The 15,719-nt window shown below is 66.6% G+C and carries 12 protein-coding genes; 5 read left to right on the plus strand and 7 right to left on the minus strand.

Translation table 11 applies throughout. The features are described 5' to 3' along the window. Positions 1-185 precede the first annotated feature (185 nt). The 4 genes from MOTC310_RS17570 (at position 186) to MOTC310_RS17585 (ending at position 9,683) form a co-directional block, all read left to right on the plus strand. Positions 186-614: a MerR family transcriptional regulator gene (locus tag MOTC310_RS17570; RefSeq protein WP_331302722.1), complete on the plus strand. Its 429-nt coding sequence runs from the start codon at positions 186-188 to the stop codon at positions 612-614. Beyond that, entirely contained in the window at positions 550-939 is a 390-nt protein-coding gene (locus MOTC310_RS17575) for a carboxymuconolactone decarboxylase family protein (protein ID WP_331302723.1), read from the plus strand. The genes MOTC310_RS17570 and MOTC310_RS17575 overlap by 65 nt, the downstream gene beginning before the upstream one ends. 846 nt (positions 940-1,785) lie before the next feature. After that, a complete protein-coding gene (locus tag MOTC310_RS17580) occupies positions 1,786-7,599 on the plus strand; it encodes a HAMP domain-containing protein (protein WP_331292864.1) in 5,814 nt (1,937 codons plus the stop codon). After that, positions 7,596-9,683 carry a response regulator gene (locus tag MOTC310_RS17585; RefSeq protein WP_331302724.1) on the plus strand — a complete coding sequence of 696 codons (2,088 nt, stop codon included), beginning with the start codon at positions 7,596-7,598 and terminating at the stop codon, positions 9,681-9,683. Before MOTC310_RS17580 ends, MOTC310_RS17585 begins: the two co-directional genes overlap by 4 nt. A gap of 164 nt (positions 9,684-9,847) precedes the next feature. On the opposite strand, the gene MOTC310_RS17590 is transcribed toward MOTC310_RS17585, so the two are convergent. After that, positions 9,848-11,611, minus strand: a complete 1,764-nt coding sequence (locus tag MOTC310_RS17590) for an SLC13 family permease (RefSeq protein WP_331302725.1) — start codon at positions 11,609-11,611, stop codon at positions 9,848-9,850. A gap of 56 nt (positions 11,612-11,667) precedes the next feature. On the opposite strand from MOTC310_RS17590, the gene MOTC310_RS17595 reads away from it, so the two are divergent. Further along, positions 11,668-12,201, plus strand: coding sequence for a hypothetical protein (locus MOTC310_RS17595; protein WP_331302726.1), 534 nt, complete (start codon positions 11,668-11,670; stop codon positions 12,199-12,201). Positions 12,202-12,246: 45 nt separating this feature from the next. Here MOTC310_RS17595 and MOTC310_RS17600 read toward each other — a convergent pair whose 3' ends face one another. From MOTC310_RS17600 to MOTC310_RS17625, 6 genes are all read right to left on the minus strand, one after another. Then, positions 12,247-12,717: a CBS domain-containing protein gene (locus tag MOTC310_RS17600; protein ID WP_331292860.1), complete on the minus strand. Its 471-nt coding sequence runs from the start codon at positions 12,715-12,717 to the stop codon at positions 12,247-12,249. 135 nt (positions 12,718-12,852) lie between these two features. Further along, complete coding sequence (locus MOTC310_RS17605; RefSeq protein WP_331292859.1) at positions 12,853-13,164, minus strand: hypothetical protein; 312 nt, start codon at positions 13,162-13,164, stop codon at positions 12,853-12,855. A gap of 53 nt (positions 13,165-13,217) precedes the next feature. Next, positions 13,218-13,850 carry an SGNH/GDSL hydrolase family protein gene (locus MOTC310_RS17610; RefSeq protein ID WP_331302727.1) on the minus strand — a complete coding sequence of 211 codons (633 nt, stop codon included), beginning with the start codon at positions 13,848-13,850 and terminating at the stop codon, positions 13,218-13,220. 143 nt (positions 13,851-13,993) lie between these two features. Beyond that, positions 13,994-14,605 (minus strand): cysteine hydrolase family protein, encoded by a 612-nt coding sequence (locus tag MOTC310_RS17615; protein ID WP_331292857.1) that lies wholly within the window; start codon positions 14,603-14,605, stop codon positions 13,994-13,996. Continuing rightward, on the minus strand, positions 14,592-15,272 hold the full coding sequence (locus MOTC310_RS17620; RefSeq protein ID WP_331292908.1) for a zinc-binding metallopeptidase family protein: 681 nt from the start codon (positions 15,270-15,272) through the stop codon (positions 14,592-14,594). The genes MOTC310_RS17615 and MOTC310_RS17620 overlap by 14 nt, the downstream gene beginning before the upstream one ends. 17 nt (positions 15,273-15,289) lie before the next feature. Beyond that, the gene (locus MOTC310_RS17625; RefSeq protein WP_331292856.1) at positions 15,290-15,715 is read right to left on the minus strand and encodes a hypothetical protein; all 426 of its coding nucleotides are present in this window, start codon (positions 15,713-15,715) and stop codon (positions 15,290-15,292) included. Positions 15,716-15,719: the final 4 nt, after the last annotated feature.

Raw genomic sequence — 15,719 nt, forward strand, 5'->3', positions numbered from 1 at the left:
CCGTCCGCCCCAAGCGGCCGAATGGGACAGCCGTTCCGTTTTCCTCAAGGCGGCCCTCTATGAGTCCCCCCACATCATGGGTGAAAGCGTGCGTTGCAGACCGGGACACGGTGCTCGAGGAGAGCCTTGACTTAGAGCGCGCTCGAACCCCTAGCGTCCGAGGCGTTGTGGCGAGAAGGGCGCTCATGAAGATTGGGGAACTTGCAAAGCGTTCGGGATTGTCCGCCCACACGATCCGCTACTATGAGCGGATCGGGCTACTTCCCTATGCCGACCGGGACCAATCGAGTCAGCGTGACTACGACGCGTCGATCCTGACTTGGATCGCGTTCCTCGGCCGTCTGAAGACGACCGGAATGCCGATCCGGGAAATGCTGCGCTACGCAACTCTGCGAGAGCGCGGCGTCGTCACGGAGACAGAGCGTCTCAACATGCTGCGGCAGCACCGTGAGCGCGTCCGTGCTCACGTGGCTGACCTCCAAGCGTGTCTTCTCGTCCTCGACACCAAGATCGCCGGCTACGCCGGGTCGGATGAGAGGACACAGACCTATGACGCATCCCCCTCACCACGCCGGCGAAAGCCGGCTGGAGCGCGGTCGCCGAGCGCTCGCTGAGATCGACGGCCATGCTGGAGAGAAGGTCGTCGCCGCGCTCGCCGACATTGCTCCTGATTTCGCGACCTATCTACTCGAATTCCCCTTTGGCGACATTTACAGCCGCCCAGGCCTCGACCTGCGCGCGCGTGAGATCGCTACAATCGCAGCCCTCACAGCCATGGGCAACGCAGCCCCACAACTCAAGGTCCACATCGAGGCCGGCCTGAACGTCGGTCTCTCGCGCGGGGAAATTGCCGAAATCATTATGCAGATGGCTGTCTACGCGGGCTTTCCTGCGGCGCTCAACGGACTGTTTGCTGCCAAGGAAGTGTTCGCGAAATGACGTCCCAACCGCTGTGACTACGGCGGGTCGAACGCAGATGTCGCTGAAAGGTCCGCTTCGACGCGTCTGACGCTCGGAAGCGGACCGTTTCGAGCCCACCCTGCGCGGCCGCAGGCCGCGCTCTCGCCGACAGCCTGGAAGCGGTCCTTCCCGCGTCGCATGAAGGGTCGCACGCAGCCGTGGAATGTCGCGGCGCGCCTTACTGGTAAACTGCCTTTACTCAAATGGCTCGACTCGGCACCCGTACCGATGCGTGTCCGCCATGGAGGAGCGGCCGAGGCTGCTTCGATGACTGGGATGGGCACACGGCGGTCGGCCAGAATCGGCCGCGAGCCGCTGACCCGCTTCGAAGTCAGTGAGACTCCGAAGTAGACCTGAAGAGTACCGTCCGGCCCGTTGTTGACGTGCAAACCTGGAGGCGGCATTCGATACCCACGTCTCGACATAGCCGTGCGCCAACGAGCGTCAGCCCGCGCAGGCGCCGCTCGGTCCACAATCGAACAGTGGGACGCGCGGTCGTTCTCCGCGAACTTGCGCCGGAGCAGCGTCAATGACGCCATCGCGGGTTCTTCGAACCAAAGTTAAGCGCCCCTAACATGCGTTAAATGCAGAGCGCGCGTCGAAAGCTAAACAGCAACGTCCGGCGACGTGCCGTCCCATTATCGGCCCAACGGCTGCCCATCAGGAAGTACAACGTGCTGGCCCACGCAACGGGTCGAACGATTGGGCAACCATCCACGCTGGGCGCTATTGCTGCGCGTCGTGGTCGGTGGTTTCTCACTGCCGCCCGCGGTCCAGACAGCTGCCGCGTTGGGCCATCTGCATCGACCCTGAAGGTGTGTCCGAATGACGCCGACCACGTCGCAGTTGGAGCCGAAGCTCCTCCTGAAGAGTCTCCGCGCCTTTCGGAAGGGCGACTTCTCGACCCGCTTGCCGCTGGATCTGACAGGCATCGACGGCGAGATCGCGGAAGCGTTCAACGACATCGTCGAGCTGAACCAGGGGCTCGCGCGGGAGCTCGACAAGGTCGCGCGCGCGGTAGGCAAGGACGGGCGCATCAACGAGCGCGGCAAGCTGCCGGCGGCGACAGGGGGCTGGAACGACTGCGTCGACTCGGTCAACACGATGATCGGCGACCTCGTTCAGCCGACCACCGAGGTCGCGCGGGTCATCGGGGCGGTGGCCAAGGGCGATCTCGGCCAGACCATGCAGCTCGAGATCGAGGGCCGCCCGCTGCGGGGTGAGTTTCTGCGCATCGGCAAAGTGGTCAACACGATGGTCGACCAGCTGAACTCCTTCGCGTCCGAGGTGACGCGCGTGGCACGCGAGGTCGGCTCGGAGGGCAAGCTCGGCGGTCAAGCCCAGGTCAAGGGTGTCGGCGGCACCTGGAAGGATCTCACGGACAACGTGAACCTGATGGCCGCCAACCTCACCGGTCAGGTCCGCAACATCGCCGAGGTCACGACAGCCGTGGCCAACGGCGATCTGTCCAAGAAGATCACCGTCGACGTGAAGGGCGAGATCCTCGACCTGAAATCGACCATCAACACGATGGTGGACCAGCTCAACTCCTTCGCCTCTGAGGTGACCCGCGTCGCCAAGGAAGTGGGCTCCGAGGGCAAGCTCGGCGGACAGGCGCAGGTCAAGGGCGTCGGCGGTGTCTGGAAGGACCTGACCGACAACGTCAACATGATGGCCGAGAACCTGACCGGCCAGGTCCGCAACATCGCCGAGGTCACCACCGCGGTCGCGCGGGGCGATCTGTCCAAGAAGATCACCGTCGACGTCAAAGGCGAGATCCTGGCTCTGAAGCTGACCATCAACACGATGGTGGATCAGCTGAACTCCTTCGCCTCCGAGGTGACCCGCGTCGCCCGCGAGGTCGGCACCGAGGGCAAGCTCGGCGGCCAAGCCCAGGTCGAAGGCGTCGGCGGAACCTGGAAGGACCTGACCGACAACGTCAACATGATGGCCGCCAACCTGACGGGCCAGGTGCGCAACATCGCCGACGTCACCACGGCTGTCGCCAACGGCGACTTGTCCAAGAAGATCACCGTCGACGTGCGCGGCGAGATCCTGGAGCTCAAGAACACCATCAACACGATGGTGGATCAGCTGAACTCCTTCGCCTCGGAGGTGACGCGCGTCGCCCGCGAGGTCGGCTCGGAGGGCAAGCTCGGCGGACAGGCGCAAGTACGCGGCGTCGCCGGGACCTGGGCCGACCTGACCGACAACGTCAACCTGATGGCGGCCAACCTCACGGGCCAGGTGCGCAACATCGCCGACGTCACCACGGCTGTCGCCAACGGCGACCTGTCCAAGAAGATCACCGTCGACGTGCGTGGCGAGATCCTGGAACTCAAGAACACCATCAACACGATGGTGGACCAGCTCAATTCCTTCGCCTCCGAGGTGACCCGCGTCGCCAAGGAAGTCGGCTCGGAGGGCAAGCTCGGCGGACAGGCCCGCGTCGAAGGCGTGGCGGGCACCTGGGCCGACCTGACCGACAACGTCAACCTGATGGCGGCCAACCTGACGGGCCAGGTACGCAACATCGCCGACGTCACCACGGCCGTCGCCAACGGCGACCTGTCCAAGAAGATCACCGTCGACGTGAAGGGCGAGATCCTGGAGCTCAAATCGACCATCAACACGATGGTGGATCAGCTGAACTCCTTCGCCTCGGAGGTGACCCGCGTCGCCCGCGAGGTCGGCACTGAGGGCAAGCTCGGCGGACAGGCGCAGGTCAAGGGCGTCGGCGGCGTCTGGAAGGGCCTGACCGACAACGTCAACATGATGGCGGCCAACCTCACCGGGCAGGTGCGCAACATCGCCGAGGTCACCACGGCTGTCGCCAACGGCGACCTGTCCAAGAAGATCACCGTCGCCGTCGAGGGCGAGATCCTGGAGCTCAAATCGACCATCAACACGATGGTGGACCAGCTCAACTCCTTCGCCTCCGAGGTGGTCCGCGTCGCCCGCGAGGTCGGCATCGAGGGCAAGCTCGGCGGCCAAGCCCAGGTCCGCGGCGTCGGCGGGACCTGGAAGGATCTCACCGACAACGTCAACATGATGGCCGCCAACCTGACGGGCCAGGTGCGCAACATCGCCGACGTCACCACGGCCGTCGCCAACGGCGACCTGTCCAAGAAGATCACCGTCGACGTGAAGGGCGAGATCCTGGAGCTCAAGTCGACCATCAACACGATGGTGGATCAGCTGAACTCCTTCGCCTCGGAGGTGACCCGCGTCGCCCGCGAGGTCGGCTCGGAGGGCAAGCTCGGCGGGCAGGCCCAGGTGCGCGGCGTCGGCGGAACCTGGAAGGACCTGACCGACAACGTCAACATGATGGCGGCCAACCTCACCGGGCAGGTGCGCGGCATCGCGGACGTCGTCACCGCGGTGGCGCAGGGCGACCTCAAGCGGAAACTCTCGGTCGACGCCAAGGGCGAGATCGCCGCCCTGGCCGACACCGTCAACGAGATGATCGAGACGCTCGCCACCTTCGCCGACCAGGTCACCAACGTGGCCCGTGAGGTGGGTGTCGAGGGCAAGCTCGGCGGTCAGGCCCGGGTGCCGGGTGCCGCGGGCCTGTGGCGCGATCTGACGGACAACGTGAACCAGCTCGCGGCGAACCTCACGACCCAGGTGCGCGCCATCGCCGAAGTGGCCACCGCGGTGACGAAGGGCGACCTCGCGCGCTCGATCTCGGTCGAAGCCTCCGGCGAGGTGGCGTCGCTGAAGGACAACATCAACGAGATGATCCGCAACCTGCGGGACACGACCCTCAAGAACGCCGAGCAGGATTGGCTGAAGACGAACCTCGCCAAGTTCACGCGCATGCTGCAGGGCGAGCGCGACCTCGCCACCGTGTCGAACCTGATCCTGTCCGAGATCGCATCGCTCGTGAACGCCCAGCGCGGCGTGTTCTACATGGTGGAGGACGAGGGCGGAGAACCGGTTCTGGACCTGATGGCGAGCTACGCCTTCACGGAGCGCAAGAACCTCTCGAACCGGTACCGCCTCCGTCAGGGCCTCGTGGGTCAGTGCGCCTTCGAGAAGAAGCGCATTCTCCTCACCCACGTGCCCGGCGACTACATCACGATCGGCTCGGCGCTCGGCGAGGCGCCGCCGCTCAACATCATTGTGCTCCCCGTCCTGTTCGAGCAGGAGGTCCGGGCGGTCATCGAGCTGGCCTCGTTCAACCGGTTCAGCGAGACGCATCAATCCTTCCTCGACCAGCTGACCGAGTCGATCGGCATCGTGCTGAACACGATCGCCGCCAACATGCGGACCGAGGGGCTCCTCAAGCAGTCGCAGCTCCTGACCGGCGAGTTGCAGAGCCGGCAGGAGGAGCTGAAGAAGACCAACGACCGCCTGGAGCTCCAGGCGGCCTCGCTGCAGCAATCCGAGGATCTTCTGAAGAGTCAGCGCGAGCGCCTTCAGCAGACCAACGAGGAGCTCGAGGAGAAGGCGCGACTTCTGGAGATCCAGAAGCGCGAGGTCGAGGGCAAGAACCGCGAGGTCTCCGTCGCCAAGACGGCCCTGGAGGAGAAGGCCGAGCAGCTGAGCCTGACTTCGCGCTACAAGTCGCAGTTCCTGGCCAATATGAGCCACGAGCTGCGCACGCCGCTCAACAGCCTGCTGATCCTCTCGAAGCTTCTCTCCGAGAACCGGGACGGGAACCTCACCGACAAGCAGCGGGAATTCGCCAAGACCATCAACGCGGCCGGGACCGACCTCCTGTCGCTGATCAACGACATCCTCGATCTCTCCAAGATCGAGTCCGGGACGGTGTCGCTCGAGATCGGCGACGTGGCGCTGCAGGACCTCGTCGAGAACCTCAACCGGACCTTCCGGCAGCTCGCCGAGGAGCGCCACCTCGCCTTCGTGATCGATGTCGAGCCGGGCCTGCCGCGCGCGGTCCGCACGGATTCGAAGCGCCTGCAGCAGGTTCTCCGGAACCTCCTCTCCAACGCCTTCAAGTTCACCGAGAAGGGCACCGTCTCCCTGAAGATCGGCTCCGCGGAGGGTTCACCGCTGCGCGCCGGGAGTCAGTGGATGGCCCTGTCCGTCACCGATACCGGGATCGGCATTGCCGAGGACAAGCAGCGCATCATCTTCGAGGCGTTCCAGCAGGCCGACGGGACCACGAGCCGCAAGTACGGCGGCACCGGCCTCGGCCTCGCGATCAGCCGCGAGATCGCCCGCCTGCTGGGCGGCGAGATCGTGGTGGAAAGCCGGGTCGGTTCGGGCAGCACCTTCACCCTGTTCCTGCCCTTCGAGCCGCCGGTGCAGGCGGCCCCGGGCCGCGGTTCGGAGGTCCCCGAGGGGAACGGGACAGCGGCGCTCATCGGCCGCCAGCCCAATGCCGCGATGGCGCTCTCGGCCTCGGCGGATGACCGTCATGCCATCCATCCGGGTGATCATATCGTGCTCATCGTGGAGGACGACGCGATGTTCGCGTCGGTGCTGCTGGAACTTGCGCGCGAGCGCGGATTCAAGGGTCTGATCGCGCAGGACGGCGCGGCCGCGCTGAGCCTCGCCCACCGCTTCAAGCCGCACGCCATCACCCTCGATATCGGCCTGCCCGACATGGACGGCTGGGCTCTGCTCGACCTTCTGAAGAACGATCCGCGCACCCGGCACATTCCGATCCACGTCATCTCGGTCAATGACGAGAAGAAGCGCGGCCTGCGCGCGGGCGCCTTCGGCTTCCTGGAGAAGCCCGTGGAGCGCGAGGGCCTGATGCGGGCTCTCGAGCGCTCGAAGGAGTTCATCACCCGGCCGGTGCGCAACCTCCTGCTCGTCGAGGACGACGAGAACCAGCGCGCCAGCATCACGGCGCTCCTGAGCGAGGAAGACGTCAAGATCTTCGGGGTCGGTACGGCCTCCGCTGCTCTGGAAGCGCTGACCGGCGGCCGGTTCGACTGCGCGATCATCGATCTCGGCCTGCCCGATATCGGCGGTTCCGAGCTGATCGAGCGGATCCGCGCCTCGCAGGAGGGCGAGGAGCTGCCGATCATCGTCTATACGGGCCGGGAGCTCACGGCCACCGAGGAGCAGCAGCTCAAGCAGACCGCCTCAACGATCATCCTCAAGGACACGCGCTCGTCGGAGCGTCTCCTCGACGAGACCGCCCTGTTCCTGCATCGCGCCATCGCCAGCGTTCCGCTCGACGAGCAGATCCGCGTCGAGCGGAAGGACGTGGCGTCGCTCCAGGGATGTCGCGTCATCCTGGTCGACGATGACCTGCGCAACATCTTCTCGCTGACGAGCGCCCTCGAACAGCACGGTCTGGAGGTCCTGTTCGCGGAGAACGGGCAGGACGGCATCGCGCTGCTCAAGACCAACCCGAACATCGACGCGATGTTGATCGACATCATGATGCCCGGGATGGACGGCTACGAGACGATGCGCGCGATCCGGGCTCAGCCGGCCTTCCAGAGCCTGCCGCTCGTCGCGGTGACCGCGAAGGCCATGAAGGGCGACCGCGAGAAGTGCCTCGAGGCGGGCGCGTCCGATTACGTCTCGAAGCCGATCGACATGGACCAACTCCTCGCCGTGCTGCGCGTGCAACTGGCGCGGCGTGGGGAGGTCGTGAACGGTGCCGCGCCGGTTCGCGGCGGCGCAAGCGACCTCGAACGGCAAACACAATGACGGACCGACCGGATTCCCATCCGACTGGTACGAAGGCCGTCGCCGGGCCGCGGGCCGCGCCCGCCGCTCCGGATGCGATCCGAGCGAAGATCCTGATCGTCGATGACGATCAACGCAATCTGCTCGCCGCCTCGGAGATTCTCGCCGATCCGGCGATCGACCTCGTCCTGGCAAACTCACCGGAGGAAGCCTTGCGCCGGGCCCTCCGGGAAGACTTCGCCCTGATCCTGCTCGACGTGCAGATGCCGCGCATGGACGGCTACGAGGTGGCCGCGCTCATCCGCAGCCGCTCGCGGACGTCCCGTGTCCCGATCCTGTTCCTCACGGCGCACAACAAGGACGACATGCACATCTTCCGCGGCTACTCCGCGGGAGCGGTGGACTACGTGTTCAAGCCCATTCAGCCACTCGTCCTGAAATCGAAGGTCGACGTCTTCGTCGAGCTGTACCGCAAGACCGAGGAGATCAAGCGCCAGGCGGCGGCCGAGAAGCGGCTGCTCCTGGAGAACCTGCGGGTGCGCGGCGAGAAGCTGGAGGCCGAACAGGCGCTGCGCCGGCAAGCGGAGCATCAGGCCGCGGTGCTGCGCGGACTTCCCATCGCGCTCTACACCTCACCGCTCGGCGTCGAGGACCGGCGGCTTCACTTCACCAACGACAGCATCGAGCGCATCACCGGCTTCGCGCGGGAGACCTTCGCCGCCTCCGGCCTCTGGGCGTCCCGCCTCGAGGCGGAAGACAGGGACCGCGTCTTGGCAGATCTGCGCACCGTCTCGGAGGCCGGTGCCTTGGCTCTGGAATATCGCTGGCGCAACGCGGACGGCACCGAGCGGCACATCCTCGATCAGATCGCGGTCAATCGCGACGGGAGCGGCACGGCGATCGAGCTCTTCGGGATGTGGTTCGACGTGACGGAGCGCAAGGAGCTCGAGCTCAGCTTGCAGCACGCCTCGAAGCTCGAGGCGGTCGGCCGGCTCACCGGCGGGATCGCCCACGACTTCAACAACATGCTGAGCATCGTGATCGGCAATCTCGACTTGGTGAAGGGCTCGCTGCAGGGGAACGAGAAGGCGCTCCGCCGCGTCGAGAGTGCCATCGATGGGGCGCATCGCTGCGCAGAACTTACCAGCCGGTTGCTGGCCTTCTCCCGGCGCTCGCCTCTCCAGCCGAAGGTGCTGGATCTTTCGAGCTTCATCCCCGGCCTGATCAAGCTCCTCGAGCGCACGCTCGGCGAGCGGATCCAGATCTCTGCGAACGTGGAAGAGGGGCTGCCGGAAGTCTGCGTCGATCACGCCCAGTTCGAAGCCGCCCTCATCAACCTGGCTGTGAATGCGCGGGACGCCATGCCGGACGGCGGGACATTGAGCATCGACATCGGGCAGCGCGACGCCGGTGCGCAGGACGGCATCGAGGCGGGACGCTCCGTGGATGTCGCGGTCACCGACTCGGGAACGGGAATGCCGCCCGACGTCCTGGCCCGCGTGTTCGAACCCTTCTTCACGACGAAGGAGGCCGGCAAAGGCACCGGCCTTGGTCTGAGCATGGTCTACGGCTTCGTGCAGCAGAGCGGTGGAGCCATCACGGTTCACAGCAATCCGGGCCACGGCACGCGGTTCGTCATCACGTTGCCCGCGCTCGCCAGCGGGAGCGTCACGTCGGAGGAAGCCGACCCGAGCGCGACCACCGGAGCGCCGGATCCGATGAACGGCGCGGGCAGGGCCGTGCTCGTCGTCGAGGACGACGCCGACGTTCGCTCCACTGTTGTCTCAACCCTTGAGGCGCTCGCCTTCAAGGTTCTGAGTGCCCCTGACGGGGACGAGGCCCTGCGCCTGCTGCAGAAGGATTCGAATATCACCCTCGTCTTCAGCGACGTGAACATGCCCGGGGCGATGAACGGCATCGACCTCGGGCACCTCATCCGTCAGCGGTGGCCGGGCATGCCGATTCTACTGGCCTCGGGCTATCTTCGAGACGATCAGGACACAAACGGCTTCGCCTTGCTGCAGAAGCCATACCGAGCGGCCGACCTGGTCGAAGCGCTGCGAGGACTGATCAGCGACGCCAGCGAGGCGCCGACCGCCGAATAGGGGAGACGGCAGACCGCCACGACTGCGTCGTAGGCTGCTCGCCGGCGCAGGCTTTGCGGCCCGGGAGGAGAGCGGCACCCGCGGACTGGCACATGCGTGGCGTGAGAGCGCTGCCGTCGACAGACCGAAAGCGCTGACCTTCCCGCCCGAGGCCGGCGCGCCCATCACGCCGGACGGAGCGGCCAGACGAGCGCGATGAGCGGCACCCCCACCCCGACGACGATCAAGGAGAGCGGTAATCCGAGCCGGGCATAATCGCCGAACCGGTAGCCGCCCGGTCCCATCACCAGGGTGTTGCACTGGTGGCCGATCGGCGTGAGGAAGTCGCACGCCGCCCCGAGCGCGACCGCCATCAGGAAGGGGTCCGCGTTGAGCCCCAGCCGCGTGGCCAACTTCGCCGCGATCGGCCCCATGACGAGCACGGTTGCGGCATTGTTGAGGAAGGGCGTCACCGCCATCGCCAGGATCAGGATGGTGGCGAGCGCGGCCACCGGTGAGAGGTCCTGAACGACGGTTGTGAGTTTCGCGGCGATCAGATCGGCGCCCCCGGTGCTGCTCACGGTCTCGGAAATCGGGATCAGGGCACCGAGCAGGACGAGCACGGGCCACTCCACCGCTTGGTAGGCTTCGTGCGGGGTCATCGAGCGCAGGAGCAGCACCGCGACGACCGCGCCGAAGAAGGCCACGGCCACCGGCACAACGTGGAGCGCGACGAGCCCCATCGCGACGAGCAGGATCGCGGCTGGCAACCAACTCCGGTCGTTCCGGCCGAGGGCGATCTCGCGGGCGGCGAGCGGCAGGACCTTGAGGGCTCCGAGAGCCGGGGCGAGTGCGGCAGCGCGCCCGCGCAGCACGACCACGTCGCCGGCCCGGAAGCGGACAGCCGCGAGCCGCTGCTCAACGCGCCGGCCGCGGCGGCTGACCGCCAGGATGTCGATCCCCGACGCGCGCTGCAGGTCGAGCTGCGCCGCGGTTCGCCCGACGAGATTGGATTCCGCCGTGACGACGCCCTCCATGACCGCGGCCTCGGCGGTCGGTGTGGTGCCGGCGAGGACGAGCCCGGTGCGCGCGACGAAGCGCTCCAGAGCGTCGGGCTCACCGGTGAGGAGCAGCACGTCGTCGGGTTTGAGGCGGAAGTCCGCGCTTGCCGGGTAGCGTCGGAATCGCTCGCGCAGGACGGTCGCGATGCGGGTCTCGCCGTCGCCCTCGGCCTCGACCGTGGCGATGGTGGCGCCGACGGCCCAATGACCGGCGGGTAGACGCGCCTCCGTGGTGTAGCGCTCCAGCGTGAAGGCCGCCTCCAGCGAGCGCGTGCCGCCATCGCGCCGTGGCAGGAGGCGCCAGCCCAGGCAGAGGAACGCGAAGCCCGCTGCTGCGACGCAGAGCCCGACGGGCGCATAGTCGAACATCCCGAACGGATGGCCGGTCAGGTCGGCGCGGACCTTGGAGACGATGACGTTCGGTGAGGTGCCGACCAGGGTCACGATGCCGCCGATGAGCGAAGCGAACGCCATGGGCATCAGCAGGGCTGAGGGCGGCGTGCCGCTTCGGCGGGCGAGTTGGAGAGCAATCGGCATGAAGATGGCGAGCGCGCCGACGTTCTTCGTCACCATCGAGAGGAGCAGCACCCCGCCGACAAGGATCGGCACTTGCCGTCCCGTGCTGGTCAGGGAAGGCATGAGGGGGCGCATCAGGGTCTCGACCGCACCCGAGCGGGCGATGGCGGCGGAGAGCACGAGGGCGGCGCCGACGATGATCACGATGTCGTCCGAGAAGCCGGAGAACGCCTTGTCGGCCGGCACGAGGCCGATCACGATCCCGGCGGCCAATGCCGTGAGCGCCACCACGTCATAGGGCAGGCGGTCCCAGACGAAGGCGGCGACGGTGATGCCGATGAGGCCGAAGGCGAGCACTTGATCGAGGGTCATCCGGGAGGCACCTGATCGGAGCACCACAGCGGAGGTGCAGGTTGAGGGAGCGCGTGGTGCAGCCAAACGACAGCGGTTCCGGCCGCCAGCCGTCCGAGGCCGGACGAGAGGCGGTCAGCCGTCGCAATCGGGAAATCGCGCCCGGGCGCCGCCAGATCTCCGAGGCGATTGGCCAGAAGGTGCTGCACGGCTTTCTGCAGAACAGGCACCAGACCCTGATGCCGCTCAGCATCAGCCTTGGGCGGATTGCCGACGCGGAGCGGGCCGCCATCGCCCGTTTCGCCGCGGTAGCCGTGCGTGCCGGTAGTGCGGACGCAGCGCTCGAACCGGTACGCGCGTGCCTGATCGGCTTCGCGGCAGACGCTGAGATGCTCGCCGCCTTCGAGGCCGCCCTGCAATCGCCGCCGCCTCTCGATGCGGCTCTCGGCGGTCTTACAGACCCCGAAGTCGCGCTGATCGCCTTCATCCTGTGCCTGGTCGCTGCGCGCCGTGCGGGGCCGGCGGCAGGGGCCTTCGCTGACTACGTCGCCCTGCACCGCGGATTGCCGACGGCAGCGGTGCGCGCGGCGGAACGGCGCTACCGAACTTGACCGGAAGACGCGTCGGCGATGCGGAGATCGGCCTCTCACAAGGCTTCAACGCGGGTCGGCGCCTTCGAGAAGGCCCTGAAGCGAGACCTGCAGGGCGTCATCGTTCACGAGCAGGTGCCGAGAGATGTCAGCAAGGGTCAGCCAGCCCACGGCCGTCCCGCTCCTGTCGAGGACCGGCAGCCGCCGGACGTAGTTCGCCACCATGACGTCCAGGGCTCCGCGCAGCGTGTCGTCCGGTCGGCAGGACAGGACGGGACGCGAGGCAACCTCCTGTACGGAGACGGCTGTCGGATCGCGGCCGCGCGCCACCACCCGGTACAGCAAGTCGCGGTCGGTGACGATGCCGACGACCTGGTCGGGTGAGCCCACCGGCAATGCGCCGACCTCGATCTCCCCCATCAGGATGGCGGCCTCCTGCGCACTCGCTTGAGGCTCGATGAACTCGACGTCCCGGGCCATCACGTCGGAGACGCGAAGTTGTTCGGCAAGGAGGTTGGGCAGTGCCGGCTCGATCAAAATCTGGTTCCCCGGAAAGGCCCGTCGGAGGGCCCCCTTGCGTCAGCGACCCGCCCCGTCCGCGTCGGCGCACCGCGTTCGGAAGCGTCGGACAACGAAACACCGGATGGCATTCCCGAGTTCGTCGCCTGCCGCTCAGAGGAGCCGCGTTTCCTGCGCCCGGACGACGATGCTGTCCTGCCTGAAACAAGCCTCCAGTCTGCGCCGGTAGGCTGCCCACCACGCGGGGTCGAGCTCAGACGTCATGACCTCGAACACGACGATATCGTCGCGTGCCGTCTCGCTTTTCTCCTCCCAGAAGCCCTCGGCCGGAGCGCGCGTAAAGGCCGTGAGCCCGCCGAACCGCTGGCTCAGTTCCGCGCGCACGCGCCTGTAATCGGAACGGGGACAAGGCTGCCCCTCGTTGTCGAACAGGGGCAGGAGAAGCTGGATCAGGTGATGTGACATTGAACGGTTGCGTGTGTCAGGCGGCCTTGCCGGGCTGAACGGCGGACCCGCCGCTATCGCGCGAAGACCCTGCTGCTGCGCGATTCGGGCTGCGCATGAAGGAAGGCCGCGATGGCCTGAGCAATCTTCTGCCCGCCTTGCACCGACGGCTCGATCGGATTGGCGAAGTCGGCGTCCGCACCGCAGAGGACACGCAGATCAAGGAGCGTGAGGCGCCGGGCAAAAGCCTCGCGCGTGATGACGTCGTTGAGCAAGGTGAGCGCTGTGCCGGCCAGTCGCCGGCGCTGGGGATCGGGGTAGCGCGGATCGTAGATCGTGCAGAGCGCCGTCGGCCGTGTCGTCGCCTGGACCGCATCCAGCATGTCCCTGTACGCGGACTGAAACCGCTCCCGCACCTCCGCGAGGAGGTCGAGCGCCCCGCCCACGGATCCCGCGGCGCGCTCGAGCACGCCGGACATTCTCAAAGCGTCGTTGCCGCCGACGCTCACCACGAGGTGAGATGCCGAGACCGGAAGGCGCTCGAGTTGGCGGGCGAAGTCCGCGATGACGTTCCCGTCGACCGCGAGCAGCGTCGCCTGCCAGCCGCCGGGCAGCACCGCGCGGAGCTGCTGCAGGACCTCCGGTCCTCCGCCGACGTAGGCGGCATTGTCAAAGACGGAATCACCGAGGAGTACGACGTGCGCCATAGATACCCTGCCTGGTGTGGGGGTCTCGGACCGAGCGCTGCGCGGAAGAAGGGCGGCCACGGTCGCGAGGAGTTCCCGCCGGCGGACGGATCTGTTTCGCGGCCTCACCGGCGTCGTCCCGGGACACAGAAGGAGTTCGGCCGCTACGCCCAGTTCCGGAGCAGGGTGTCGGTCGTGACCGTCTCCACCTGTTGTCCGTAGCGGCCGTGATAGAGCGTCAACATCGCGTCGTGAGCCTCGTCGGACGAGCTGCAGAGCCCGTCCGTGACGATGATGACGCGGTAGCCGAGGTCGACGGCGCCCAGCACGGTGCCCAGAACACACACGTCCGTCTCGCCGCCCGTGACCACGAGCGTGTCGATCCCGCGGGCGCGCAGACGGCGATGCAGGTCGGTTTCCAGCCAGGGAGAATAGACGTGCTTGTCCAGGATCTCTGCCGGAGGCACGAAGGGGGCAAGCTCCGGGACTAGGTCGAGCTGCTCACGCCCCAGTTGTTCGATCGTCATGGACGCCCAGCGTTCGTAGTAGCGCTTCCACGTTCCCCCACCGTCGCCGGGTTTGTCCGCGGGGATGAAGCGCGTGAACACCGTCTGCCGCGGATGAGCCGCTACGATCCTGCGCACCTTCGGGAGGACACGCGGCATCCAGGGGGTGCACCAATCCGTGCGCTCGGCGAACATCCTCTGCATATCGACGCACAGATGCGCGCAGCTCTCGCTAAGAGGGCCGAAGCGAAGCGCGTTATCTCCTGCCATAGTGTCTCTCCGAGAACACCTGAAGAACCTTGAGCGAGTAGAGCGACGGGCTCAGGGGACCCGACGGGTGTGGAGCACCGTCCTGGCCGAACAGGCACCAGTGCCAGGAAGGCACCGGGCCCTGCCAGACGAGAGAACCAACCCGAACCGTCTGCGGCGTGAGATCCGTCTCCGGCGTGATACGTCGACAATAGGCGACCATCAGCCGAACGCAGTTGTGCAAGTCGGTCAGGTCCGACAACTCGCAAGGTGTGTGCATGTACCGGGCTGCCACGCCCAGCAGGCCGACGGCCATTCTGCCTCTATTGATCTGCATCGCATTTGCGTCCGTCGGTGTCGCGCTCGGGAACACGCTCACCTGAAACGGTATCTCTTCCGCTCTGGCCGCCTCGGTCAGGAGAGCGAACACAACCGGATTTGTGTTTGGGCCACGGGACATGCTCGGGGCCCTACCGACGTCGAGCTGCTCGTATCGCACCTCACGCACACCGGGGTAGTCCCCCGCCCGAGGAGGCTTTCGACGATACCGTCCTGCTGGACCCAGCGCCGGCGAGACGGATCTCGACGCGTCGGTCTTCGCCCATGCCTCGACTGCGCCGGACCTGCTCCTCAGGGCAGCCCTCACTAGAGCGCTATCGTCGCCGGCATTACGCGCGCATGACCCCATGAGGGCGGAGCGGGACCTCAAGCCCGGTGTGCGGTCCAATCACCGTTGCAGGTCAGCAAGCTGCCATCCTTCGTCCGCCACGTGCCGCGACCGATCGCATCATCGTCCACTCTACCTGTCACGAGAGCCATCGTCGCCGCGGTCGAGATCATGCCTCGGACAGACCCGCCCGGTGTGATGCCGCCATTGACCGAGTACAGGATGCTCGAGGAAACGGTCGCCTCTCCTTTGGCGACATGCATCTCAAGGCTCAGGGTCGCCGGGCAAGCTCCACTTTTCGTGATCGCCTCAATGACCCACCGACCGTCATACTTGGCGGGGACAGAAACCGGATCGCCGGCTGCCTGCACCGGAACACCACTCAGCAGTAACAGGGCGGCGGCCGAGATCTTTTCGAGGCGCAGCACGGCGGCCGCTATCGAGTTGCTTGCGAAGACGGTCACCTTG

Source organism: Methylobacterium oryzae (assembly GCF_036441375.1).
Lineage (GTDB): Bacteria > Pseudomonadota > Alphaproteobacteria > Rhizobiales > Beijerinckiaceae > Methylobacterium > Methylobacterium oryzae_A.

Bases quoted from the DNA above. Each gene is read 5' to 3' on its own strand.
- MOTC310_RS17570 (WP_331302722.1), top strand. From the start codon at position 186: ATGAAGATTGGGGAACTTGCAAAGCGTTCGGGATTGTCCGCCCACACG.
- MOTC310_RS17575 (WP_331302723.1), top strand. From the start codon at position 550: ATGACGCATCCCCCTCACCACGCCGGCGAAAGCCGGCTGGAGCGCGGT.
- MOTC310_RS17580 (WP_331292864.1), top strand. From the start codon at position 1,786: ATGACGCCGACCACGTCGCAGTTGGAGCCGAAGCTCCTCCTGAAGAGT.
- MOTC310_RS17585 (WP_331302724.1), top strand. From the start codon at position 7,596: ATGACGGACCGACCGGATTCCCATCCGACTGGTACGAAGGCCGTCGCC.
- MOTC310_RS17590 (WP_331302725.1), bottom strand. From the start codon at position 11,611: ATGACCCTCGATCAAGTGCTCGCCTTCGGCCTCATCGGCATCACCGTC.
- MOTC310_RS17605 (WP_331292859.1), bottom strand. From the start codon at position 13,164: ATGTCACATCACCTGATCCAGCTTCTCCTGCCCCTGTTCGACAACGAG.
- MOTC310_RS17610 (WP_331302727.1), bottom strand. From the start codon at position 13,850: ATGGCGCACGTCGTACTCCTCGGTGATTCCGTCTTTGACAATGCCGCC.
- MOTC310_RS17615 (WP_331292857.1), bottom strand. From the start codon at position 14,605: ATGGCAGGAGATAACGCGCTTCGCTTCGGCCCTCTTAGCGAGAGCTGC.
- MOTC310_RS17620 (WP_331292908.1), bottom strand. From the start codon at position 15,272: ATGGGGTCATGCGCGCGTAATGCCGGCGACGATAGCGCTCTAGTGAGG.